The organism is Bacillus sp. M5A3_1b (assembly GCF_053345335.1).
On the sequence record NZ_JBKEZY010000004.1, the window covers coordinates 370,845 to 393,339 of the forward strand.

At 32.8% G+C, this 22,495-nt stretch carries 23 protein-coding genes and 3 pseudogenes; 2 read left to right on the forward strand and 24 right to left on the reverse strand.

Features of this window, described 5'->3' with window-relative positions; genetic code table 11:
• Positions 1-168: 168 nt before the first annotated feature.
• The 18 genes and pseudogenes from ACLBWW_RS14495 to ACLBWW_RS14580 all read right to left on the reverse strand — a co-directional run bounded on the left by ACLBWW_RS14495 (position 169) and on the right by ACLBWW_RS14580 (position 13,773).
• On the reverse strand, positions 169-627 hold the full coding sequence (locus ACLBWW_RS14495; RefSeq protein ID WP_048547704.1) for a hypothetical protein: 459 nt from the start codon (positions 625-627) through the stop codon (positions 169-171).
• A 156-nt stretch (positions 628-783) separates the two neighbouring features.
• On the reverse strand, positions 784-1,272 hold the full coding sequence (locus tag ACLBWW_RS14500) for a hypothetical protein (protein WP_048547706.1): 489 nt from the start codon (positions 1,270-1,272) through the stop codon (positions 784-786).
• 38 nt (positions 1,273-1,310) lie between these two features.
• Positions 1,311-1,919, reverse strand: coding sequence for an immunity protein Imm33 domain-containing protein (locus ACLBWW_RS14505; protein WP_048547898.1), 609 nt, complete (start codon positions 1,917-1,919; stop codon positions 1,311-1,313).
• A 363-nt stretch (positions 1,920-2,282) separates the two neighbouring features.
• Entirely contained in the window at positions 2,283-2,669 is a 387-nt protein-coding gene (locus ACLBWW_RS14510) for a hypothetical protein (RefSeq protein ID WP_048547708.1), read from the reverse strand.
• A 439-nt stretch (positions 2,670-3,108) separates the two neighbouring features.
• A complete protein-coding gene (locus tag ACLBWW_RS14515; protein WP_447614097.1) occupies positions 3,109-4,356 on the reverse strand; it encodes a PoNi-like cognate immunity protein in 1,248 nt (415 codons plus the stop codon).
• A 284-nt stretch (positions 4,357-4,640) separates the two neighbouring features.
• Positions 4,641-5,099, reverse strand: a pseudogene (locus ACLBWW_RS14520) (hypothetical protein).
• Positions 5,099-5,545 (reverse strand): hypothetical protein, encoded by a 447-nt coding sequence (locus ACLBWW_RS14525; RefSeq protein ID WP_000361832.1) that lies wholly within the window; start codon positions 5,543-5,545, stop codon positions 5,099-5,101. The pseudogene ACLBWW_RS14520 and the gene ACLBWW_RS14525 overlap by 1 nt, the downstream one beginning before the upstream one ends.
• Before the next feature lie 237 nt (positions 5,546-5,782).
• Complete coding sequence (locus ACLBWW_RS14530; RefSeq protein WP_447614098.1) at positions 5,783-6,172, reverse strand: hypothetical protein; 390 nt, start codon at positions 6,170-6,172, stop codon at positions 5,783-5,785.
• Positions 6,173-6,206: 34 nt separating this feature from the next.
• Positions 6,207-6,671, reverse strand: a pseudogene (locus ACLBWW_RS14535) (CdiA family toxin C-terminal domain-containing protein); the annotation flags it as partial.
• Positions 6,672-6,725: 54 nt separating this feature from the next.
• Complete coding sequence (locus ACLBWW_RS14540; RefSeq protein WP_048547711.1) at positions 6,726-7,961, reverse strand: IS110 family transposase; 1,236 nt, start codon at positions 7,959-7,961, stop codon at positions 6,726-6,728.
• A gap of 158 nt (positions 7,962-8,119) precedes the next feature.
• Entirely contained in the window at positions 8,120-8,902 is a 783-nt protein-coding gene (locus ACLBWW_RS14545) for a recombinase family protein (RefSeq protein WP_048547715.1), read from the reverse strand.
• A gap of 582 nt (positions 8,903-9,484) precedes the next feature.
• The gene (locus tag ACLBWW_RS14550; RefSeq protein WP_000427919.1) at positions 9,485-9,982 is read right to left on the reverse strand and encodes an SMI1/KNR4 family protein; all 498 of its coding nucleotides are present in this window, start codon (positions 9,980-9,982) and stop codon (positions 9,485-9,487) included.
• A 5-nt stretch (positions 9,983-9,987) separates the two neighbouring features.
• Positions 9,988-11,460, reverse strand: coding sequence for a T7SS effector LXG polymorphic toxin (locus ACLBWW_RS14555; protein WP_098079311.1), 1,473 nt, complete (start codon positions 11,458-11,460; stop codon positions 9,988-9,990).
• A pseudogene (locus ACLBWW_RS14560) lies at positions 11,457-11,801 on the reverse strand (DUF3958 family protein). The gene ACLBWW_RS14555 and the pseudogene ACLBWW_RS14560 overlap by 4 nt, the downstream one beginning before the upstream one ends.
• 58 nt (positions 11,802-11,859) lie before the next feature.
• On the reverse strand, positions 11,860-12,135 hold the full coding sequence (locus tag ACLBWW_RS14565; protein ID WP_017763328.1) for a TIGR04197 family type VII secretion effector: 276 nt from the start codon (positions 12,133-12,135) through the stop codon (positions 11,860-11,862).
• A 212-nt stretch (positions 12,136-12,347) separates the two neighbouring features.
• Positions 12,348-12,641: a putative quinol monooxygenase gene (locus tag ACLBWW_RS14570; RefSeq protein ID WP_000583805.1), complete on the reverse strand. Its 294-nt coding sequence runs from the start codon at positions 12,639-12,641 to the stop codon at positions 12,348-12,350.
• A 46-nt stretch (positions 12,642-12,687) separates the two neighbouring features.
• Positions 12,688-13,326, reverse strand: coding sequence for a nitroreductase family protein (locus ACLBWW_RS14575; RefSeq protein WP_048547718.1), 639 nt, complete (start codon positions 13,324-13,326; stop codon positions 12,688-12,690).
• 18 nt (positions 13,327-13,344) lie between these two features.
• Positions 13,345-13,773, reverse strand: coding sequence for a MarR family winged helix-turn-helix transcriptional regulator (locus ACLBWW_RS14580; protein ID WP_000204172.1), 429 nt, complete (start codon positions 13,771-13,773; stop codon positions 13,345-13,347).
• A gap of 265 nt (positions 13,774-14,038) precedes the next feature.
• Here ACLBWW_RS14580 and ACLBWW_RS14585 point away from each other — a divergent pair, with 265 nt between their 5' ends.
• Entirely contained in the window at positions 14,039-15,982 is a 1,944-nt protein-coding gene (locus tag ACLBWW_RS14585) for an elongation factor G (protein WP_098069168.1), read from the forward strand.
• Between the two features lie 45 nt (positions 15,983-16,027).
• Here ACLBWW_RS14585 and ACLBWW_RS14590 read toward each other — a convergent pair whose 3' ends face one another.
• Together ACLBWW_RS14590 and ACLBWW_RS14595 are read right to left on the reverse strand one after the other, a co-directional pair.
• Complete coding sequence (locus ACLBWW_RS14590; protein WP_116443096.1) at positions 16,028-16,693, reverse strand: alpha/beta hydrolase; 666 nt, start codon at positions 16,691-16,693, stop codon at positions 16,028-16,030.
• Entirely contained in the window at positions 16,694-17,161 is a 468-nt protein-coding gene (locus tag ACLBWW_RS14595) for an NUDIX hydrolase (protein WP_098069169.1), read from the reverse strand. It lies immediately after the preceding gene.
• Between the two features lie 194 nt (positions 17,162-17,355).
• Here ACLBWW_RS14595 and ACLBWW_RS14600 point away from each other — a divergent pair, with 194 nt between their 5' ends.
• Positions 17,356-18,147, forward strand: a complete 792-nt coding sequence (locus tag ACLBWW_RS14600; protein WP_262720882.1) for a DUF4240 domain-containing protein — start codon at positions 17,356-17,358, stop codon at positions 18,145-18,147.
• Positions 18,148-18,206: 59 nt separating this feature from the next.
• Here ACLBWW_RS14600 and ACLBWW_RS14605 read toward each other — a convergent pair whose 3' ends face one another.
• The 4 genes from ACLBWW_RS14605 to ACLBWW_RS14620 all read right to left on the reverse strand — a co-directional run bounded on the left by ACLBWW_RS14605 (position 18,207) and on the right by ACLBWW_RS14620 (position 22,453).
• A complete protein-coding gene (locus ACLBWW_RS14605) occupies positions 18,207-19,244 on the reverse strand; it encodes an SDR family oxidoreductase (protein ID WP_098977841.1) in 1,038 nt (345 codons plus the stop codon).
• Between the two features lie 184 nt (positions 19,245-19,428).
• Positions 19,429-20,100, reverse strand: a complete 672-nt coding sequence (locus ACLBWW_RS14610) for an ABC transporter ATP-binding protein (RefSeq protein ID WP_098048449.1) — start codon at positions 20,098-20,100, stop codon at positions 19,429-19,431.
• Positions 20,100-21,365: an ABC transporter permease gene (locus ACLBWW_RS14615; protein ID WP_176519579.1), complete on the reverse strand. Its 1,266-nt coding sequence runs from the start codon at positions 21,363-21,365 to the stop codon at positions 20,100-20,102. Before ACLBWW_RS14615 ends, ACLBWW_RS14610 begins: the two co-directional genes overlap by 1 nt.
• A 2-nt stretch (positions 21,366-21,367) precedes the next feature.
• Positions 21,368-22,453, reverse strand: a complete 1,086-nt coding sequence (locus tag ACLBWW_RS14620; protein ID WP_447614099.1) for an FtsX-like permease family protein — start codon at positions 22,451-22,453, stop codon at positions 21,368-21,370.
• Positions 22,454-22,495 lie beyond the last annotated feature (42 nt).

Genomic DNA, 22,495 nt, shown 5'->3' on the forward strand with positions numbered 1-22,495 from the left:
ATTTTTTCCAAATTATAACATGTAATTCAAATATGAAATAGAGCAAAAAGGAAACTTATATTTTTTCTTCACTGCATGTAAAAAAAGCACCTATTGTCGTCCGTTGACAATGAAGTGCTTAACTCACGTAATTTTCATATTGGGCATTTGACACCTTATATACATTCACTATCTTTCCTCTCTGCACAAATGAATATAATGACCAAAATCAGGAAACACATCCCAGTGATTTTCAAGATTATCATCACCCTCTCGTTCCTCAACTAATCCTCTATTCACATCCACCTTTTCCATTACTGTATAACCATTTTCGCGGAAATTGAAAATCATGCTAGTTTTTTCTTTTTCATTCGTATCATTATATTCCCAATACATAGCTGTTCTTAAGAAAATTCTATTATTATTTATAACTTCAAAATCATAATTTAAATACTTACGAACTAAGTCATCATAAAACCCAACTGAAACCCAATCTTTTGTAACATTTATAACATACTTAATCCTTTCACCTTCAGTTAACACGGCCGTATATGGTTCGTGATTTTGATGACACAAGTATGCTTTACATGCATCAATTATATTCCAAGGTTTCTTTCTAATATCTGACCATTCGTCACAATAATAAATTTTTAAAGTTAATAATCCCTACCTTCTATACCTCTTAAAAACATGCCTATTTTCTAGTTTTTTCATCTGGTTGTTGCATTCACACAAAGTAATAATGTTTTGAGCATATGAATCACTTATGTATAATAATTTACAGTATCGTATTACTTACTACTTTCAATTGTGGGTTTTACTATACACATTACTTATTTCACTTTTAAAATCATCATACATTAAAAATGCCTCTTTTAATATTTCCTCTAACTCCATATAGTTCCGATATACTGGTGTTTTTATTCTTTCACTTGCATTCATCAATAACCTTGAATAAACACTCCAAGGACTACCTAGTCTTACTTCATTATTATGATAGACAACCCATACAAACACTGTCATTCCATGTTCTAAAATTATATGAAACCATACCATATAATTTGGAGAATGATCTAGAACACCTACCTTAAAAAATTTCTCCTTTTTATCAAAAGTTGCTGCATATCCCAACCTTATAAATATTTCATTTACCTTTTCCATATCATAATCCTCAAGTCTATCATTTAAAGCATTAAGATTTGAGCTAAAGTTTCCAGACAATTTTTTATATCTATCTATAAATTTAATTTTTTTCAGAACTTCTTTAATTTCAGGTTTCATTTCAACATTCATTTTCTAACCCTCCATGAAACTTTTCCATTATATTCACTTCATTTATTTTCTATTTCACTCCAAATATCAACATCACATTCATTTAAAATCGCTTTAATTTTGTCCTTCTCAAATACTACTAAATACTCATACGGTAAAGCTAGCACTTGAATAATTGCAGGTTTCATTTTGAATAATTCGTAGGCGTATATGATTTCCAATTCTCCTGATACTTCTTCATTGATAGGACCTATATACCAACCTGAATCACCTTCATCACAACCACTAGATCTTTGTAAATACACCTCTTCTTGTTGCAACACATTTTTCGCTATCACAATCTTATCGTTAAATTTTATGAATTCTCCCTTTATATTTAATCGACGTAAACAATGCGATTGCTCAAGTTGTACCCATAATGCAATCGTTAAATCTTCCGTTGTATCTATAAAAGGGTTTTTAGTATAATCCCGGGTGATAATTTGATAATAATCTTCATACTTATATAAACTATAAACAGACCATCCAATTTGTATTGAAAATCTATCTGCTAATTTATCTTTTACATTAGATAATAAATTAAATAGAGTTTCTACATGAAGACTTAATGGTTCTTCTACTTTAGCTTTTATATTTTTATTACCTATATTTTTGATTATTGTTTTCAAATCAATATTCTCCACTTCTATTGAATTTCCTCACTCAATCTACATTCCTTAACTTGCCTTATATAGACTTTCGTTATTAACACCAATAAAATTTCTAATATTAAAACTCTTCTTCCCATACTTTTTTGTCTCTATTAACATTTATGATAATACGATTTTTTAGCACCGAACAAATTTATATATTTTTAAAAGGCACCAATACCAATTCTTTATTTAAGCCTAATGAATTGGCCAGCAGTTCCATGTGTCACCTCAATTTTTTTTACATAAAAAACATCCTTTTACACCAATTAAAGCTTCAATTAAGCATAATATTTTTCAAACAAAAATTTAATATGTATTTCGCCTATTAATGTCTCATACTTACAAGTTTATATCATACAAAATAAGATTTTGAGTACTGATTTCAACAAAAGTTCCTTTCCGATATGCTTCTCCATCAATTTCGACAGTGAATATACTTGACCCAATTTTAAAATCACAACATCCATACTCAGAAAATGTTTCCACTTCACAAACTATAATTGTGGAATTCCCATCATTTTTGATACAGTATTGATCTTTGTCAGATTTATTAACCTCTTCTCCCCACACTACTGTATCTCCTATTTCTAACTCGACATAATATTCTCGACCTTCGATTGGATTTTCTCCATTCCAACTACCTTTCCCACGACCAAACTTAGTAGAAAAACTCACTATATTTTGACCATTATACATTCCTTCATTTTTTATAATTTCAATTTTCATAGAATTCACCTCTAAATTGGAAGCCTTTAAAAATTTTTTCTTTCTTCTCATTCATTCTATTCCAAAGTTTCTATTGTACATTTAACCACTTATTACAATACTAAATAAGTCTACAGTTTGCTAAAAACCTTTCCAACCATTAGCATGTTGTTGAAAATCTCGATATATAATATCAATTTTATAACCCATTTTATTTATCTATTAACCTTCCCATCAAGATTTAACCAACTATAAAAATTCAGTTTTCCATCTAAGTTGTAATAAACAAAAGACTAATATACTTTTTATATGATTTTCTGTTTTCTGAAAGACATTCAACACTTTACTTAAATTAAATACACGAATGTAAATACAAAAATAGTGACAGTCGGATTCCACAAACTACCACTATTTATAACCTCTTTTATTTATTGAATTCTATATGTTTTTGATGTACTGGTTATTGAATTTCTTCTACTTCGACAACCTCTATCTTCACTTCATACATATTCGGGATATTTATTTCTTTCGGTACCCATGCATAATAATTTTGATCATTCTCTAATATAAATTGAATTAACTTTATTTCTGATCCATTCCAGAAATTTTTAAGATTATCAATGTAGTCCTCTAAATCCTCTTTATAGTCCAGTTGTAATATATAATCTCTTACTGTAAGGGCAAACACAATTAAACTTCCTAATAGATCCTTTTGCTCATTTTCTTCTTCATATTCTTGTGGTAAAAACCACACTTGACCTATTCCTATTGTTTTTTTGTATTTTTCATAAAAACTACTATCGTCCATATTCTCATAATCATGTATTAATTCATCGACCAATGAATGCCATTTTGGCGGAATAATATTTTCCAATGCAGGATTATGTTCAATTCCTTCTACTATTTCCTCTATTTCTTCTGTCTCATCTTCATAGTGATATTCACTTAAGTCTATATGCTTAAATTTCATTGTATTCTTGTAATGGGCCAAATCATATGGATAATGATTATTATCTTTTAAACTTGTATCATCAAGTTCCAAAATTTTCACAAGCGCTGCCGTTTCAAAGCTCCAATATCCTACATATCCAGGTTCTTTATGCGCGTTTTTCCACTCATAATCATAATGGCCTTTAAACCATTCTTTCTCCATATACGTTTGTAATCTTTTAGACGCTTCTTTTTTATCTGTTTGTGCAAGTTCTATAATCTCTCTCGTTTTTGCATATGGATTTTCTTTAAAATAAACATTCGTCATTTTTGTGTATCCGATATCACTAGCGCATAAGAGGAAATCGATTACTGCGTCGTTCATATTTTTTTTATCAACTATCTTTTTTAATCTTTCTATATTCTTTTTATCCGTTTCTAATAGAATTCCTAAGGAAATCATCCATAGCATATATATATATCCAACATTGTTAGTACCTGTTTGCTCTAAATCATCCAATGCATTATAAAAATATGCTTCCATTGTACTTATGTCTTCTCCTAAAGAATACATGGCCCTAATATCGTTCATCTCATGTATAAAATTCGACAAATAATTTTCTAATATAATACTTTTGTTATCATTAGGATATCTTTGAATACCATTTTTTTCATCTTCTTCTAAACTTTTAATCTCTTCTCTATTTTCTTCAATAAACTCTTTATGATACTCTATTCCCCTTTTACATTTTTCTTCTATACATAATTGATTTCTCATTCTATTTGATTCCTCCTAGCTTCTAAATTATGGCCATTCTCCAATAATATTTCCCTTTACATCTATCCTAAATGTTTTCACATTTCCACTACTATCAGGTTTATTATCTTGCAGTACAGTTTAACATTTACTTTCCAATTTCCAATTTATACAAAAATAATAACATATCTATAGATTTCGAATAAAGGAAATGTTTATTTGAGAGCAATAAAAAAACCTTAAGGTAATTACCTTGAGGCTCAAAAATCACGAGTTCATTAGTTTCATGTTTATATTCAAAAGAGTTACCTCTCCTCTTTGCACAAATATAAGTATTGGCCAAACTCGGGGAATATATCCCAATTTCTAGATACATCATCTTTTATCTCTCGTTCTTCTACTTCACCAGTTTTAGAATCTTTTTGCTCCATAGCAATATGACCATTTTCTTGATACCCCAAAATCATACTTTTTAACTGTGTATCCCCGTCATATTCCCAATACATTATTGTCCTTAGGAATATTCTATTATCTTCTTTAACAATAAAATCGTAGTGTAAATATTTACGAAGAAAATCATCCAAAAAACTTACCGATACTCATTTATCAGTGACATTTACTAAATACTTTGGCTGCTCTCCATCATTGAGAACAGCAGTATAAGAATGTCGATTTCCATGAAGTATCTTGGCTGCATTCTCATCAATAATATTCCAAGGCTTCTTCTTTATATTAGACCACTTATCACAATAATAAATTTCCATTAATTATACACCTTCCCATTAATATCACGAATAATAATCCCTTTCTCATTCGCCTCTTCAATAATTTTTTGTGGAACTGGTTTTGTTTGTACAGGGACTTCCAAAATTAATTCTCCATCTAGTCGACCACCTTTTAAAGCATTAGGATTAAATTTACCTGAAGAAATTTCTGAACCGGAAGAATACTTTTTAGTAAACTCACTTAAATAACTTAATGCCGTCTTTTCTTTTACTTCAGCCAATTGGATAAATTTCCTCGAGACAATTTCTTCACCCGGAATATAAGAATCCACAACATATTTCTTCCTATTGATTTCCTTTTTCTCTAACTCTACTTCATTATAAGGATATCGAGAGCGCTTTTCCTTATTAAATCTATTCCCTGCTTCCCATTGTTTTTTCACAAAATCGGGTATTGATTTCTTTTTAGATAGTGTTTTATCCATACCCTTATAGTTGTTATCTCATGCTAATGTTTAATTGGGGATTTTTTCAATACACTCAACAAAAGAGACCTCAAATTTGAGGTCTCTTTTGTTGACTCTTCTTCATCTATAACTTCCTCTTTACTAATTCAATACCAGACAATCTGCCTTATTGAAATATACTACAATACTAATGAAAACATATTTTTGAAAAAGTTCTTTTCTGCCCTCAGAATTTAGCAAAATGGCTATAAGCTATTACAAATTTAAGCTACGCTTAACTTGCACTAATAAGTCTATTAATCCATTTCTTTCTGGATTTTTTTCCACTTCCTTTTTCACATGTTCTTCCAAATAATTATAAAAAGTTTCAAAGTCCAAATACAATTGTTGTTCAGACTCAACAGCTGGAGAATCTAATTCAACTAACACATGCTTATCATCTAAAGGTGTAGGTAGCTGTGACATATCAAATTCATCTAAATCAGACTGAAAATGAACGAATACTATTTCTTGTCCAAACCCCTCTTTTTTTACAAAAAAACTCAAAGCTCTTTCCAAGTACTTACCGTTTATAAAGTTAAAATATATTGACATCAATTCATCATTTTTCTCTTTATCTTCAATAAATTCAAAATTACTATTCATTTTATCCTCCTATAAATATTGTATCTTGATAATATCAGTCTAGAATTGGGAAAAAGTTAGTTATCTCCCCAGCATCATTTAAATAACCTCTGAACTTCAATCCATTTGAAGCAGTACCTTCAACAAGCCTACCATTTATTGTTCCCTTTTGCATCGCTTCTTTTCCCCACTGATATATCTTATCATCACTAATCATTGCTGGATCGTATATTGTTTTAGGCTCCTTAATATTTTTATACGAAACGGGTTCTGCAATATTTCCAGCCATATCTTTTCTAGGTATTTTGTATTCTATCTCATAAATCCCTTCAATTGAAGAATGTGATTTTTTAGATATAATTAATTCTTCTACATCAACACCCTGATTTTTTAAAGCATTGTAAAATTCATCCATGTTATGTCCACCACTAACCCCTTTCTTAGTGCTTATATTCTCAACATTTTTTAAATGATTTTTAGCATTATCTCCAAATTTAAAGTTATTAGCTTTACCCGTACCCTATGTTGTAATCTTAAACTCTCACAATAAAAAAACAAACCATATAAAACCTTATTAAACTACTTCCTTCTCTTGTACTACCGGCAACTCATATGCCGTTTTATGTTTCATCATGCCATATATAATGTTCACCAGTCTTCTCATAATACATACTAATGCCTGTCCTTTTGTTTTTCCCTCTTTTAATTTCTTTTGATAGTATGCATAAAACACTGGACTTCTAGCTAACTTACTTCCTTTCGCCACTTGCACTTGCTGTACTGCTAAATTATAAAATAAAGCGTGTAACGCCCTGTTTCCTTGTTTGCTTTTATGTGTCTTACCTTTTCCGCCAGAACCAAAGTAAACAGGCGCAATCCCCGCGAATCGTGCTAATTTGTTGGCATTTGGAAATTGCCTTACATCCCCAATTTCTGCAATTAATGCTGATGCCGTCACAAGTTCTATTCCCGGCATCGTCTCTAATTGATAATCTAGTAGATTTACTAACCGTTTTAATTCTCTTTTAATGTATTTCATTTCCTTCTTTTTAAACTCAATATCCCGTACAATACTTCTTACTAAAAAGTCTCGTGTTTCTTGATACTCTTTCATTGTTTGTCCATCTTCTTTTACAAGTTTTAATATTTCGCTTGCTTTCTTTACTGAACATGTATTGTTGCTAACATCTAATAAAAAAGCTGTTAATTGCTTTATATTCGCCTCCTCTAAACAAGAGGATAATGGATATTGCTGCCAAAACGCTAATGCTGTTTTCCCATCTAATTCTGAGAAAAACTTTTTATAACTTGGATAATGATGGTTTAATTGAATATGTAGTTGGTTCTTTAATGCACTTTGTGCTTTTACTAATGCATTCCTTCTTGATACTAGTTGTTGTATCGACCAAAATAAATCGTTTGGCTTTGCATCTGGCAATTGATTAAATTTGTTTACCAATATGCGTGCTACACATTCCGCATCCCAACTATCACTTTTTTGTGTCGTCACATGGCTTTTTCGCTCTAAAAATGATAAAGCTGGATTTACTTCTTTCACTACTTGTTTATGATCTACTAAATATTTCGCTAACGCTCTTCCATAACCACCAACATCCTCTAAACCAAATACAACTGATAAACCATCACTCACATATGTCTCTACTTCTAATAAAAACTTCGAAAATGCAGATGGTTTATTATCAAATTGTATTTCTCCTAATTTTTCTTGCCAACAATTAATAATAACAGCCGTATGCTGCTCTTTATGTAAATCTACTCCTACATACAAATAATTCTGCCTATTATGCATAACTCATCCCTCTATTCAATGATTTAGTCATATATAAAAACGTCGGCAACCTTAGTTCGAGCGTTCATCTCCCGATGCGCATAGGTACGCAAGCCTATCCATTTTCATAACTTCATAAGTACATATAGTAAAATGAGCGATTTTTTTAAGTACGACTGTTATATAATTGCTGAATGTTTACCGTTTGTTTGTATTTGCCCGTATGTATATACCCCTCGATAAAAACTCTCTCGGTCTAACATGCGTTTTACTTGTACTTTCGTAAATTGTTTTCCTTTCTCTGTATGATAACCTTCCCTATTCAGTCGTTCTGCCAATTGAGTCAGCGACCAATGTTTAAAAAAGTGTCTTAATTCAAATAGTCTACGCACAACCACTGCTTTCTCCGTATCTACTTCTAACACTTTTTGTCCTTTCTTTACTCTATAACCAAACATCACACCACCACCTGCATATCCACCTTGTTCCGCTTTTTTCTTTCTGCCTCTACTTAGCTTCAATGCAATCTCGAGACGTTGATATTGGTCTAATAGCTCTAACATGCCATTTACTAAAAAATCATTTGGGTCATGTGTGTATATACTGTAATTGGGTTGTTCAATTGCTTTCACATCTACCTTGTATTTCTTTAGCTCTCGTTGTATTAACACTTTTGCCATATCAGAGCGCCATAACCGAGATGTATTGAGTACAATCACGTGCTTCACTTGTTGATATGCCATATCTGACAATAGTTCTTGTAAGCCTTCACGTTCAACTGTTAATCCATTTTCATCAACAGTTGCGCCACTTAGTCCTCTATCTTCATATACATGAAGCAATTGTAAGTTGTTTTCCATACAGTAACGTTCGATTTCTTCTACTTGATACGCTAAGCTGTATCCGTCACGTACTTGTCCTTCTGTTGAAACTCGTACATAACCCACTACTTTCTCTTCCATATTGAGTCCTCTCCCGTTACAGTAATTACAATCTCTGTAACGTTTGCCTGTTTTTTGCGGATAACGTGTGCATAACGTCCATCCGTTAAAACGTACTTTACGATGACTTCAAAACATAACACAATCCTTTATTTTTTCCTCTACTATCGTCATACCCTGTTCATAGCCATTACAATCTATAAAAATTTAATACTTAGCACACTTATAAAATTATAATGTGTCTAATCATTTCTATCCTAAAACGCCAAAAAGCACTTGTTGCCTTTAATTGACAATCAAGTGCTTTAAGTTCATATGTTTTTAAGTAGCATAAATTTGTAAGTTTTGTAGTAACAGTATGACACCTTTTATATGTGGTAACAACTACTACGTTAAAACTTACGAGTTTGTACGAGTTCGTTAGTTTAATATATATTCCATGTGTTTATATTCAGCACCCAGTAAAATGTCATCTCGCCAAAGCTCGTACCTCGTTTTCTTATTCTATCATTGCACATAGTACTCCATGATGGTACAACCATCATAGAGTACATACTTTCAAAAACTCTTTCACTTTCTTATCCCACTTAAAGGCTCTCTTTTTCACTCTTGATCATCATAAGCATCTCCAAGTGATTCAAATTCACTCTTTAGCCAATACCAATATTGTCCATTATTCTTAATAAGTTTTTCAAGTAAGTCAGTGAATGAAGTTGCGATAATTTGCGACTCCCCAACTATTCCATGTCGATCAAAGAAACTATCATAACATCTACCTAGTCTTTCTTCACTAAGATCTATTGTTAAATATTCATCCTTACCATCATTGCATATAATATACCAATTTGATGAAATATCTTCTTCACATAACTCTCCTACAATTACGGGATTAGCCAAAATAAACTCCTCTGGGGTAACAATATGAATAGGATATTCCTCATTTTCAAATAAAGTTAGACCACCACAAAGACTATAAAATTCTTTTAAATCACCTGGTAGCATATGCTTATTCTTATCAATTATCGGTAATTCTGTAGGCTCCTGAACTCGACAATTAGGTAATGATTTTACTTTTTTAATCAACTGATTAATATTTTCCATCTAAATTACTCCCTAAAATTATATTGATTAAAGGCCCTATAATACTCTTGTCTAGCTAAACGTGGTACATTCGCAGCATCAAACATTTTTTCCGTCAATTCTTGTATTTCTTTTGGTGAAACAGATTTCCAATCTACTTTACCTCCAACCTTTTTCCCTGTTTTTTCAAAGAGCCATTGTCTATAAACAGCTTTAGTAGCATTGTGTTGCTCTTTAGTTAAAGCTATAGTTGGAGTATTCGCCCCTCTACTAACATAATCGGGGACATTATGTTTAGCCCATACATCCATAACGCCATGATGATTTTCTAGTGGTGAATTGCTTGGCCTATACGGTACTACATCGTATGGTTCTGTAGTCTTACCCGTACCCTTAGCAACACCCGCACTCCCAGACGTTGCTTTCTTCACATCTCCAACCTTTTTTAAATCATGAAGTTTATCAACTATTTTTACACCTTTCCCATATGGAGTCATCATCCCAACTGCTAGGAGTTTTTCACCATAGGTAGCTTCTGGGTCAAAGAGTGTGAAAAGATCACCAAAGAGAAAATCGAATCCAAACTTCGCCACACCGATTAAAAAAGGATTGAGTACTGGCCTTCTACCACCGACTGGCTGGCCAAAAATGTTATGCTCCATTTCATAATCATCGGTTTCAACTTGGAAATCCTCACCTATATTCCCTTTTATTGTACCATTTTTAATTCCTTCAAGGTATTTTTGTGTCGCTTGTATCTCTTCTTTTGTAAATCTATTATTGATAGATTGATTTTCGCTGCTTATTCCTTCAATGTCGTTATACACATTGTGCTCTAAGTCTACACTTTTTCCAATACCATTATCAGATTTCCGTATTTTCTCTTCTATAATTATTTGAATTTGCTTTGCCCATTCCATATTTAACTTTTCACTATGAAACGTACCACTCACAGGACTAAATCCTTTCCCACTTTGCACTTCAGCGAGTCCGGCTGTGATGCTAGCTGCTAATTGGAGAGCGGTGCTGTAGTTGTTGCTGGATGAATGATTGAATTCATATAAATGCTCTAGTTTTTCTTCCAGTTTTTTTCTCATTGCACCTAATACCGTTACAATTGCACCTACTCCGGGCATTGGTGTAAGTACTTCTATTGCTTCTATACTTGTAATCGATTGATTAATTCCCCTTATTTGTTCTCTTATTTCTTGTTCAATCACATCTGTCGAAGCAACTTTCGCTTGGAACTCATTTGGAAATGCTTCATTTTGGCGAATTAATTCTTCACATAAGCATATGATTCCTTGCGCTAATGGCCGAAATGTTTGGACAAGGTAGGATTTTGCACTACTGTATGTTTGTCCTTGTAATACTGTATCTATCGCAAAGGCATCAATAGATTGAATCGCTTGTTCCATACTTTGAATCGTAGCATTACATATAGCGTTCATACTTTGAGTTTGACTTTGTACTTCTCCCAAATACATGTTTAAACTCATGTATTGGCCTCCCTTTGTAGTTGCTGCTGTTCATAGGAAAGGTCGTTTTCTTTCTCACTGAGATGCCGTTTTTCTTTAAGCAACGTCTCTTTTTCATTTTCTAATTCGAATGTAAGTTTTCTTTCATACTGTCCGATCTCTTGCCGCATATTCGTAAAAAGGTGAAACACTTCTTTGTCGCCGTGCCAAGTTTCTAGTATTCGGTTAAATAAACGATTGCTTCTATTTTTCCATTCATGAAAACTAACCTCAGCTCGTTCTTAATTTTGCAGCGCCATTCGGTTTTTATTTTGTTCTTCAAATATAATTCGTAATTTTTGATTACATTGACTGATTCTCATTTCAATTTCTTAAGTCATCTTTTCTCCCTACCTTTTCCCCTTTACGTAGGCTGTTACATTATTGAAAAGTCTTTTGAAGTCCGGTATCCATTTTCTCAAATTCATTTGCTACGGAATGGATATTATCAATTGTTTGTTGAAAAGCAGTACAAAATTGTTTCGTGATCTGTAAATTTTGTTGATTTGCTTCTTGTGCTTTAAAGTTCACAGATAGTGTCGTACGCGTTGCCTTATTTATAGAGCGACTAGTAGCACTTTGCATTCTATCTGAAGCAGTTCTCATTTTCGTTGCAAGTTGTGTTGCCGTATGCAAATTACTTTGAAATTCTCCCATTACTTACTCCCCTCTACCTTTTATTTACAAGAAAATTATACCACGGAAAAATATCCCAATAAACCGAATGTTCGAATTTAACATACAATTCACCACAGTTACTGAGGATAAGAGCAACACTTATCTATCAACATAACTGAGTCCAAAATGGATTCTACTTATACAAAAAAGATGACTTCAGCCATATGCTAAAGTCATCTTTTTCTACCTTATTATTTTACTAATTCTCCATTATAAGCTTTTATATTAAGCGGAGCAGTTAAAAATTGTGCTGCTTTACTAACGAAAGATGTGAAGTGTTCACTCGTATTATGGCTCGCAACTGCTGCTTCATCTTTCCATACTTCTACCATCGTATAAACACTTTCTTTTTCTGTATCTTTATATAAGTCATAAGATACATTTCCACTTTCTTCTCTTGAACCATGAATGAGTGGCTGAATTTCTTCTAAAAATGCTTGTTGTTTTGCTGGGTCTACTTGAAATATTGCGTGAATAATAATCATGGTGTTTCCCCTTTCATATTCCATATATTTCTATGACCTAATTAGATTACTTCCACTCAGCAACTTTTTCAATTGGAAGACGTACTGATTGGTAACCACTGTCAGCAGCTTTTCCGATTGAAATTAGCATTACTGGTACGTAGCGTTCTTTATCTAGTCCAAATGCTTCTGCGATTTGGTCTTTTTCAAATCCACCAATTGGGCAAGTGTCATAGCCGTGAGCACGAGCTGCTAGCATAAATTGCATCGCTACAAGACCACCGTCAATTAATACCGTATCTTTCATTACTTCTGGTGTAACCATTGAGAAGTAACCTGAAAGTTTTTTCATTTGATCTTCTTTTACTTCAGCTGGCATTAAACCACGTTCTACTGCTGTACCGTAAATTTCTTCTGCGTTATCAAAATTGTTTAAGTCACCAAACACAGCGATCATTGCTGAAGATGTTTCTACTTGAGATTGATTGAATTTCGCAAGTGGCGCAAGTGTTGCTTTTGCTTCGTCACTTTCAATTACTACGAATCTCCATGGTTGCATGTTTACTGAAGATGGTGCAAGTGTTGCTTCTGTAAGAATTTCTGTCATTTCTTCTTTGCTAATTTTTACTGTTGGGTCGTACTTACGAATTGAACGACGTCCTGTTAAAATTTCGTTAAAATCATTTGTTTTTACTGAGTTAGTCATAGTTGTATTCTCCCTTTTTTATAATTCTTTTATATTTTCTTGAATGTGATTTAACATATTTAAAAGATTATCGCGTTCTTCCTCACTTAATCCTTTAAATGCAGATGCTGCAAAACGTTCTTTTTCCTCTTGAAACGCTTGAATTTTATTTCGTCCCTCTTCAGTAAGAGAAACTAACGTAATTCTGTTATCATCTGGATTTTTACGTCTTACAATCATTTCATTGGCCTCAAGCTGCTTTAAATGCCTTGTTATCGCAGCATTATCAATATTCACTTCTTGTTGAAGTGCTTTTTGACTAATTTCACCTACTTCATATAACTGAAGTATAAGCTCTAATCGAGACTGGCTCATACCCGTACACCCTTCAAATTTCGAACTTACTTCTTTATTTAGAAAGTGTAATTTATATAAAATAATCGCTTCTTTTGAGCATGAACTTGTCAAATTAACCCTCCTTTACAATCAAAATAAAAACATTTGATGTATCAATAGTTGATATGTCAATTAATATAATCTATATCGATTTAGAATGCAAGCATTTTGTTTTCATTTTATTTTTTCCAAATTAAGGCGCTTTGTAGCGTTACAAATAATGTTAATTGCACTATAATAATACTAATTTAAAGAACTGGAGAGTGATTGATAATGCGGCAATATACAAATAGAAATAAGGAATTGAAAATGGAAAATGAAATGAGGATATTCACAAATGACAACAATAAATATAGGGATTGTCGCGCACGTAGACGCTGGCAAGACGAGTTTGACTGAGCGTATTCTTTATGAAACGAATGTGATTAAAGAAATTGGCCGAGTAGATAGTGGTAATACACAAACTGACTCAATGGAATTAGAAAGACAACGCGGAATTACGATTAAAGCATCTGTCGTTTCTTTCTTTATTGATGCTGTAAAAGTAAATGTCATTGATACACCTGGACACGCTGATTTTATCGCTGAAGTGGAGCGATCATTCCGCGTTCTAGACGGTGCGATTTTAGTTATCTCTGCCGTTGAAGGTGTGCAAGCACAAACAAAAATTTTAATGCGAACATTACAGAAACTAAACATACCGACTATTTTATTCGTTAATAAAATTGATCGTAGTGGCGCAAACACTGAAAAAGTTATGAAACAAATAAAAGAGGTTCTTTCAAATGAAGCATTCCCCTTCTACTCTGTTCTAAACGAAGGAACGAAAGAAGCCCGGATCATTGAATACAAATCATATGACGATTGTATGGAACTGTTAGCACCATTTAATGAATCGTTACTTGAATCATATGTAAATAACGAAATAATACCGGACGCACTATTAAGAGAAAAACTAGAACAGCAAATACAGCAAGCGAATGTGTATCCAATCTTTTTCGGTTCAGCAATGACTGGTATGGGCGTAACAGAACTTCTTGAAAAACTTCCGGCTCTCATTCCAGCTCTTACATCGGCACAAGAGGAACCATTATCCGGTGTTGTTTTTAAAATTGAACGTGAACCTTCTGGAGAAAAGGTTGCTTATATAAGAGTTTTTTCAGGTAGCTTACATGTTAGAAAATATGTTAATATACAGCGCAGTAAGTCTCTATTCCATAAAGAAAAGATAAAAAAAATGTGCCTATTTCATAATGGAGATACCGTTCAAACTTCTACCGTTCCTAGCGGTGAGTTTTGTAAAGTGTGGGGGCTGAATGATATTAAAATTGGTGATATTATCGGTGAACGTACGGATTATATAAAAGATATTCACTTTGCCGAACCACAAATGGAAGCTGCCATTGATGCGGTACCTAAAGAGCAAATTCATAATTTATACGCTGTTCTTATGGAACTATGTGAAGAAGATCCGCTCATTAAAGTTTGGAAAGACGATGTTCATAATGAACTATATATTCGCCTTTTCGGTGAGGTACAAAAAGAAGTAATTGAAACAACACTTTATGAGAAATATAATTTGCAGGTTAATTTTTCAAATACGCGAGTTGTATGTATCGAGAAACCAATTGGCGTAGGCAATTCTGTTGAAGTAATGGGTGAAAAAGAGAATCCATTTTACGCAACAATCGGATTCAAAGTTGAACGTGGTGAACTTAATTGCGGTATAACATATAAATTAGGTGTTGAGCTCGGCTCACTACCTTTAGCATTTCATAAAGCGATTGAAGATACGGTATTTCAAACGTTAAAACAAGGATTATATGGGTGGGAAGTTACAGATATTATCGTCACGTTAACACATACTGGTTATGCTAGTCCTGTTACAACAGCGAGTGACTTTAGAAACTTAACACCGCTCGTTTTAATGGATGCTTTAAAACAAGCTGCAACATATGTATATGAACCAGTTAATGCGTTTGAATTAACTGTACCGGAGCAAGCAATTAGTACCGCAATGTATAAGCTCGCTGTCGTTCCAGCAACTTTTGCAGAGCCTATATTCAATAACAATTCTTATCAGTTAACAGGATCATTACCTGTTGCGAAAACAGAGAGTTTCAAACGAATACTACATTCATTTACAGAAGGAGAAGGCATATTTACAACGAAGCCAGCTGGTTTCACAAAACTTATGGCTCCCTTCCCTACTCGAAAACGTGTTGATTATAATCCGCTGAATCGTAAGGATTATTTACTTCATGTTTTGAAGGCTTATTAAAGTAAAAGAGGTGCAATTCGCACCTCTTTTGCATGTATTAATAGGTTAGTTTGTCCTAACAACTTCTTTAAGTTTTCCTATTATTTTCGCTATAGCCTCAATTGAATTTTCCGTTTCATATCCCCCAACATTTACAGAATGATTTGCATTTTTGACAACTTCAATCTGTAAATTCGTTTTATATAACTGATCAATTTGATCTGCATTGTATTGGTGATCTTTATCCCCAATAACTAAAAACCCTTCGTGTCGACTATGTAAGATAGAATCAAAAATTGTATCAAACGTCAGTAAAGGTGTAAGTAGTATCATTTTTGACTGCGCGAATTCTTCTCTCTTCATTAAATCATTTGCAATCAGAATTGTTCCGAGTGACTTCCCTAAAAACATAGTCTCGTTGTATTGCTCATCTTTTAATACTTCATTTATTACAGGATTAATATCATCCATCATTACTTTCGTTACTTCTTCCATTGGTTTATTCATTAATTGTCCATCATAAGAATAATGAATATGTACAACATCTATTTTATGTTCAAGCATTAACATCGTTGCGTAATAAAATAACGGCTTATCATAATTGTATCCTGAACCTGAAAACATAAAGCAAACGGTACTAGAACCTTTTTCGATATGTGTGTAATAAATTACTTTGTCATTTATATGTACCTCTTTTTTAGTTCCCTTCACCATTTTCCCCTCCGAATACATTTACTTTTGTAATACGATATGTTCTGTGTGAACTGATACATCCTTTACTTTCTCTTTTATAAATGCAGGCTGTAAGTTATATGTATGCAGTTCTTCTACTGGCACCCATCTAAACAAATACGTTCTACCCTCTTCTTCCAAAATATATTGATCCGCTCCACTCGCAGGTAACTCATGTAGCTCTGCTTCATAATAAAAACTAATTTCATGAAACTTTCGCTCAGAAAGTGTAAAGAAATTTTCTACTGACCATATTAACCTTTTCCTTTTAATAGGAACACCTATCTCTTCCGCAAGCTCTCGTTTTAATGCATCTTCACTATTCTCTAGCATTTTTACTCTACCGCCGGGTACATACCAAAAATCTTCACCGTCACCTTGCAGAATGAGTATTTTATTATCATGTTTACAAATTGCTCCAACGCGGTAATTAAAACATGTTTCCTCAACTTTAAACGTAAGATCCATCCGTAACGCCCCCTTATATAAATATCGAATTATTACAAAACAATTATGTAATTACTGTACAAATAAGGTTACTAAATTTATCCACTCCATTCAATGGTTTTTGAATTTTCTAAACTATTATTTTTCCATCATTACAAGTGTATATACATATGTTACAATCATATTGCACACTAGAAAACATTATGGTGGTACGGATGGAAACGTTATTAATCCAGCAAACTGAGAAATCAAATAAGTTTTGGAAAATCGTTGTGAAAGAAAAAGACTATGTTGTGTTTTACGGAAAAATTGGCACAGCTGGCAGTGTGAAAGCGAAAGAGTTTGAAACAGAAGAAGAATGTATGAAAGAAGCTAATAAACTAGTTGCTTCCAAACGTAAAAAAGGATATACAGACCCGTTGCCTGGGGAAGATTACATAAAAGAAAAAACGATAACCGAAGAAGAATTTTGGGAGCTACTTCATCGTGCAAAAACGAAAGGTGAGGACCAAGAAGAACAAATAGAATGGCTTACTTCTCACCTTGCTAAACGTACAGTACATGAAATTGTAGCTTTTGATACGCATATGCATCGCCTTTTGAAAGACTCCTATACCTCCCGTTTATGGGCAGCAGCCTATATTATTATGGGTGGCTGTTCAGATGATACTTTCGATTACTTCCGCGGATGGTTATTAAATCAAGGAAAAGAGACATACGAAGCTTGTATTGAAGATCCAGAACGATTAATTCCTGTATTAGAAAATTTGAGTGAGTATGACGTCCCAGAAATAGAAGAACTTTCTTTATATTTCGGTTTCACTGTATATGCAGAAAAAACTGGTGACGAAGATGATACTTACTTTACACTTTACCATGTCTTATCTAATGAAGAATTCGACGATGTAGATTTTGAATTTGACTGGAATGAAGACGATGAAGAAGGTTTAAAAAAGATGTTTCCTAAGCTATGGGAACTGTATGGAGAAGAACCGTTTGAGTGGTAGATTCATATTAGGACTCTGTTTAAGCAATAAACAGAGTCCTTTTTTCACAAGATTCTTATTTAAACTCTCTTTATTTCATACCACTTATCCAATAACATCTTTTCTCTTTCCCTTGAAATACCTGCTTTTAATTCCAATTCATCCACACTCTTTATCCACTCATACACATCTGTAACTGTATGTTTTAACCTCCTAAAAGTAAGTCCTTCTTTAACAGCACTTTCAATACTAATAGAAAAACCACCTTTCCACGGCTTCGTCTCACCTTCTAATGAAAAAGTTTCAGGAAGCCATAAAGGCATATCTGTCCAAGGCTGCACTTTATGTTCATTCATAAACGATTCATCTATCCAAACGAATGCAGCATCACTATTCGTAACCTTTTTACACGTATTTAATAGCTCTTCCATCGTCAATTCATAGTTCGGACCTGTTACATTGAATGTACCTGCTTTATTGTTTTCTGCCATGTTTAGTCCCCAGTTTGCGACGTCTTTTATATCAACTATCTGTACTGGACGGTCTTTTCTTCCTGGAACTAACACTTTACCTCCTTTTGCTACACGCCCGATCCAGTATGGAAGTCGATCTGTATAATCGAACATTCCTGAAAGAAGTCCTGCTCTTACGTGTAAAACACGCCCCGGCCAATATTTCTCTGCTTCTTTTTCACATAATACTTTTAGTGCACCATAATGCTCATAATAAGATATTTCACCATTCTCTACAGCCTTTATTTGCTCTTCCGTTGGTTCAGGTTGTAATATATAGTCTTCTTTTATGTCATGCGGGATCCAATCCTTATATACGGAAAGGCTTGAGATGAATATATAATGTTTTATATTATCTTTTAAGACATCTCCAATATTCCGAATGTGATGCGGAGAAAACCCACATGTGTCCACGACAACATCCCATTTTCGATTTTCTAAACTTGATACATCACCATTTCTGTCACCGATAAGCTGCTCCACTTCAGGGGAAATTTCATTGTTTGTTCCGCGATTGAATAATGTAACGTCATGTCCCCTTTTCAACGCCTCCTCTACATAAGCTCTTCCTAAAAAACGTGTACCACCTAGAATTAGAATCTTCATAGTTCTCCCCATTCATGATTAAAAACCTTTTCTATATGTTTAACGATTTTTTAGTGTGAAAAGTTACGGTGGATTTGTTGTTTTATTTTAATTCTACAAACAAAAATAGAATCCATTTTGAAAAATAAATCAACATTGATTCTTAAATAAAAAACAATTGTTTTGATGTATCTTAGTTGAATTTTTAACTCCGCACAACTTCCCCATCAACTAACTCAATAATTCTATTACACTTATTCGCTACCTCAATATCATGAGTTACAATAATAATCGTTCGTCCTTCTTCATTCAGTTGTAATAGTAGATTCATAATTTCTTCTCCGGTTTTTCTATCTAAATTCCCTGTCGGTTCATCTGCCAATATTAATTCTGGTTCACCTACTAACGCTCTTGCAATTGCGACTCGCTGCTGCTGCCCACCTGATAACTCATCCGGTGTTTTATACATTTGTTCTTTTAACCCTACTTTTTCTAAATAGAACTTCGCCTTATTCTCTCTTTCACGTTGCTTTAGTTTTCTATACGTTAGCGGTAGTGCCACATTATCCAGTACAGTATGTTCTTTTAACAGTGCAAAATATTGAAAAACAAATCCGATCATTTCATTTCTTGTTTTATGAACTTGATTTGCTCTAATTTCAGTTAATGTTTTTTCATTTAACGTATATTCACCCTCATTTGGCATATCAATTAATCCTATAACATTTAATAGGGTACTTTTTCCTGAGCCTGATCGCCCCATTATCGCTATAATTTCCCCCTTATTTATCGTTAAGTTTATACCGTTTAACGCGAACGTATTGTGGTTCTTGTTGCTATACACCTTCTTAATGTCTTTCAATACAACTAAACTCATTATTCCATCCCACCTATTAATGTTTTCGGTTCAAGCTTTCTAATAAATAAGAAGACAATTACATTTGAGACAACGATGATCAATAATAAGAATAGAAATACTAAAAATAATATAGGCATATCCAATTTAAAGTCTAATACCGATGCTACTTTAAAATCCTTTGACATTTGCAACAGCCTCCCATATCTCCATGAAAAGTAAACTAGTGACATCCCTAAGCCAACTATTGCTACAATAATGTTTTCTAAAACAATTTGAATAAACATTCCAAATTTACTTTCGCCAAAAACTATTTTTATACCAAATTCCCTCTTTCTCATCAAAATAGAAACAATGGTTGTTACTACAATTCCGACGATCGAGAATAGAATGAATAATATTCCTATTATAAGTTGAGGTATTTCAGAATAGCTGTTAAGAGTAAAATCTATATTTATTTCATCACCTAAATTTTTCAAATGAAACGTACCACCGTTTCCTTTAAGTTGAATTGATTCTTCTAGTTTCTTTATATCGGCATCTTTTTGTAAATGTAAAACTGTACTTTGATGCAGTCTTAAAAACATTCCTTCATAGTTTTCATATCTATCAAATGACATAGGCATTATCATTGCGTAATCCAACTTCAAATATACGTTCGTTGAATTATTATCTACGATAAATTTATTCTCTGGCAAAAAGCCTATAATTGTATATTGATTATTAATTGTATCCCCAACCTGAAAATATTTCTTAAAGTAGGAACCCATTAATACCTTTGTTTTGTCTTCACTATTTTTTTGAAAGTCTTCATGCAAGAAGACTTCTTCAGGTTTTAAAGGTAAATGTAACAATTTATAGTAATTTTCATCTACAACAATTGTTTGAACAGTAGGTCTTTCATCGTGAAACGTTTTATGTTTCAAATCAGCAATCATACTGTTTTGAAGTGGCCTATTACTTGATTCTATTTCAATTAAACTCTCCTCGTATGTACCATACGAAATCACATCTTTATTTTGATGAATTGTATTATAAACCGCTTGAATTTGCTCTTTATTAAATTGATTGCTTTGTAACCTATCTGTCGTCCTTTCAAAAGTAACTAAATATGTTTTATCCACATTTAATACTGAGCTGGATTTATCGTTTAGATGGTGTAAATTATAAAATACATTAATTGAACTCGTTATAGTTGCTAATCCAAATGTAATTTGTATTAGCAGAAGTACTGAAAATAGAAATCTCTTTTTTAATGCTAGGAACGCACTTTTTATTCTCATCATTTTTACTCCTTTAAGGCTTTAGCAGGTTCACTTTTAAGCACATATACAAATGGTATAACAGAGAGGAAAAAAGCTATAGAAAGTGAAAGAAATACACACATTGTAATATGAGAAGACTGTAAACCAATGCTATAGCTTGTAGACTCTATAATAATTTTACTCAAAGTGCTAAAAATCCATTGTATGCATATTGCACAGGCTGATGCAGTAATTGCACATAAGAATAATTGACTAAATATAAAAATAAAAAGATTTACATTACTTGCTCCCAAAGCTTTCCTTAGCGACAGACTTTTGTTCTTCATATAAATCCAATAATAACTTACTATTATACTGGTAATTAAAGCTATACAAAAAAGTCTATATGGAAAACTAAGTAACTCTTTCACGGCTTTACTTGAGTTTTTGTCTTTCTCAAAATTCTCTTTTTCACTTATCACTTTGGCATTTATATCTTTATTGTTCTGCTTCATATGCTCTATGAAGGTATCTATCTCCTTTTTAGGGTTTTCGTTAGAACGAACGATCATTTGAAATGTATTTTCATTTTGTATCATTTGTTTCACTTCATCTGGCATGTCATTTAGAGAGATGTAAATTTTAATATTATACTCATATCCAGTACTTGCTCCAGCTACGCCTTTAACTGTATATTCCTTATTAAATAATTTTATTGTTTCCATATCCTTATAAATTTTCTTCCCCACTATTACACTATTTTCCCCATCTTGTTCCATCTGTGAACCTTTTAGCAAAGGTGGAGACCAATTTTTATTAAGGAGACCATTCATTATTACGTGGCCGATATCCGGAATAGTAATACGAATATCATTTGTAATAACACTAGCGTTTTTAAAATCAGATTCTACTAGCGTCTGAAATTGTTCGAAATTGATTTCCCCCATATTAGTAAGTTGAACAGAATAGTAATAATTAAAATAACCATTTTTACTATCATAAAATTTCTCATCATAATAATCTCGCGTCGACATTGCTATAAGTATCGGCCATATCGTCAATACAAACCCAATAAATAACATAATGAATATTGCTTTGTTCACCGCTATTTCTTTTAATACTAGATTCATATATCCTCCTCATTTTAAAAACCGCGAAAAAGGTATTTATCC

Coding starts and splice junctions, on each gene's coding strand:
- ACLBWW_RS14585 (WP_098069168.1), top strand. CDS start 14,039: ATGACAACAATAAATATAGGGATTGTCGCGCACGTAGACGCTGGCAAG.
- ACLBWW_RS14510 (WP_048547708.1), bottom strand. CDS start 2,669: ATGAAAATTGAAATTATAAAAAATGAAGGAATGTATAATGGTCAAAAT.
- ACLBWW_RS14595 (WP_098069169.1), bottom strand. CDS start 17,161: ATGGATCTTACGTTTAAAGTTGAGGAAACATGTTTTAATTACCGCGTT.
- ACLBWW_RS14565 (WP_017763328.1), bottom strand. CDS start 12,135: ATGGGAGAATTTCAAAGTAATTTGCATACGGCAACACAACTTGCAACG.
- ACLBWW_RS14600 (WP_262720882.1), top strand. CDS start 17,356: ATGGAAACGTTATTAATCCAGCAAACTGAGAAATCAAATAAGTTTTGG.
- ACLBWW_RS14610 (WP_098048449.1), bottom strand. CDS start 20,100: ATGAGTTTAGTTGTATTGAAAGACATTAAGAAGGTGTATAGCAACAAG.
- ACLBWW_RS14615 (WP_176519579.1), bottom strand. CDS start 21,365: ATGATGAGAATAAAAAGTGCGTTCCTAGCATTAAAAAAGAGATTTCTA.
- ACLBWW_RS14525 (WP_000361832.1), bottom strand. CDS start 5,545: ATGGATAAAACACTATCTAAAAAGAAATCAATACCCGATTTTGTGAAA.
- ACLBWW_RS14540 (WP_048547711.1), bottom strand. CDS start 7,961: ATGCATAATAGGCAGAATTATTTGTATGTAGGAGTAGATTTACATAAA.
- ACLBWW_RS14515 (WP_447614097.1), bottom strand. CDS start 4,356: ATGAGAAATCAATTATGTATAGAAGAAAAATGTAAAAGGGGAATAGAG.
- ACLBWW_RS14500 (WP_048547706.1), bottom strand. CDS start 1,272: ATGAATGTTGAAATGAAACCTGAAATTAAAGAAGTTCTGAAAAAAATT.
- ACLBWW_RS14605 (WP_098977841.1), bottom strand. CDS start 19,244: ATGAAGATTCTAATTCTAGGTGGTACACGTTTTTTAGGAAGAGCTTAT.
- ACLBWW_RS14550 (WP_000427919.1), bottom strand. CDS start 9,982: ATGGAAAATATTAATCAGTTGATTAAAAAAGTAAAATCATTACCTAAT.
- ACLBWW_RS14620 (WP_447614099.1), bottom strand. CDS start 22,453: ATGAATCTAGTATTAAAAGAAATAGCGGTGAACAAAGCAATATTCATT.
- ACLBWW_RS14575 (WP_048547718.1), bottom strand. CDS start 13,326: ATGACTAACTCAGTAAAAACAAATGATTTTAACGAAATTTTAACAGGA.
- ACLBWW_RS14570 (WP_000583805.1), bottom strand. CDS start 12,641: ATGATTATTATTCACGCAATATTTCAAGTAGACCCAGCAAAACAACAA.
- ACLBWW_RS14530 (WP_447614098.1), bottom strand. CDS start 6,172: ATGAATAGTAATTTTGAATTTATTGAAGATAAAGAGAAAAATGATGAA.
- ACLBWW_RS14545 (WP_048547715.1), bottom strand. CDS start 8,902: ATGGAAGAGAAAGTAGTGGGTTATGTACGAGTTTCAACAGAAGGACAA.
- ACLBWW_RS14555 (WP_098079311.1), bottom strand. CDS start 11,460: ATGAGTTTAAACATGTATTTGGGAGAAGTACAAAGTCAAACTCAAAGT.
- ACLBWW_RS14590 (WP_116443096.1), bottom strand. CDS start 16,693: ATGTATTCGGAGGGGAAAATGGTGAAGGGAACTAAAAAAGAGGTACAT.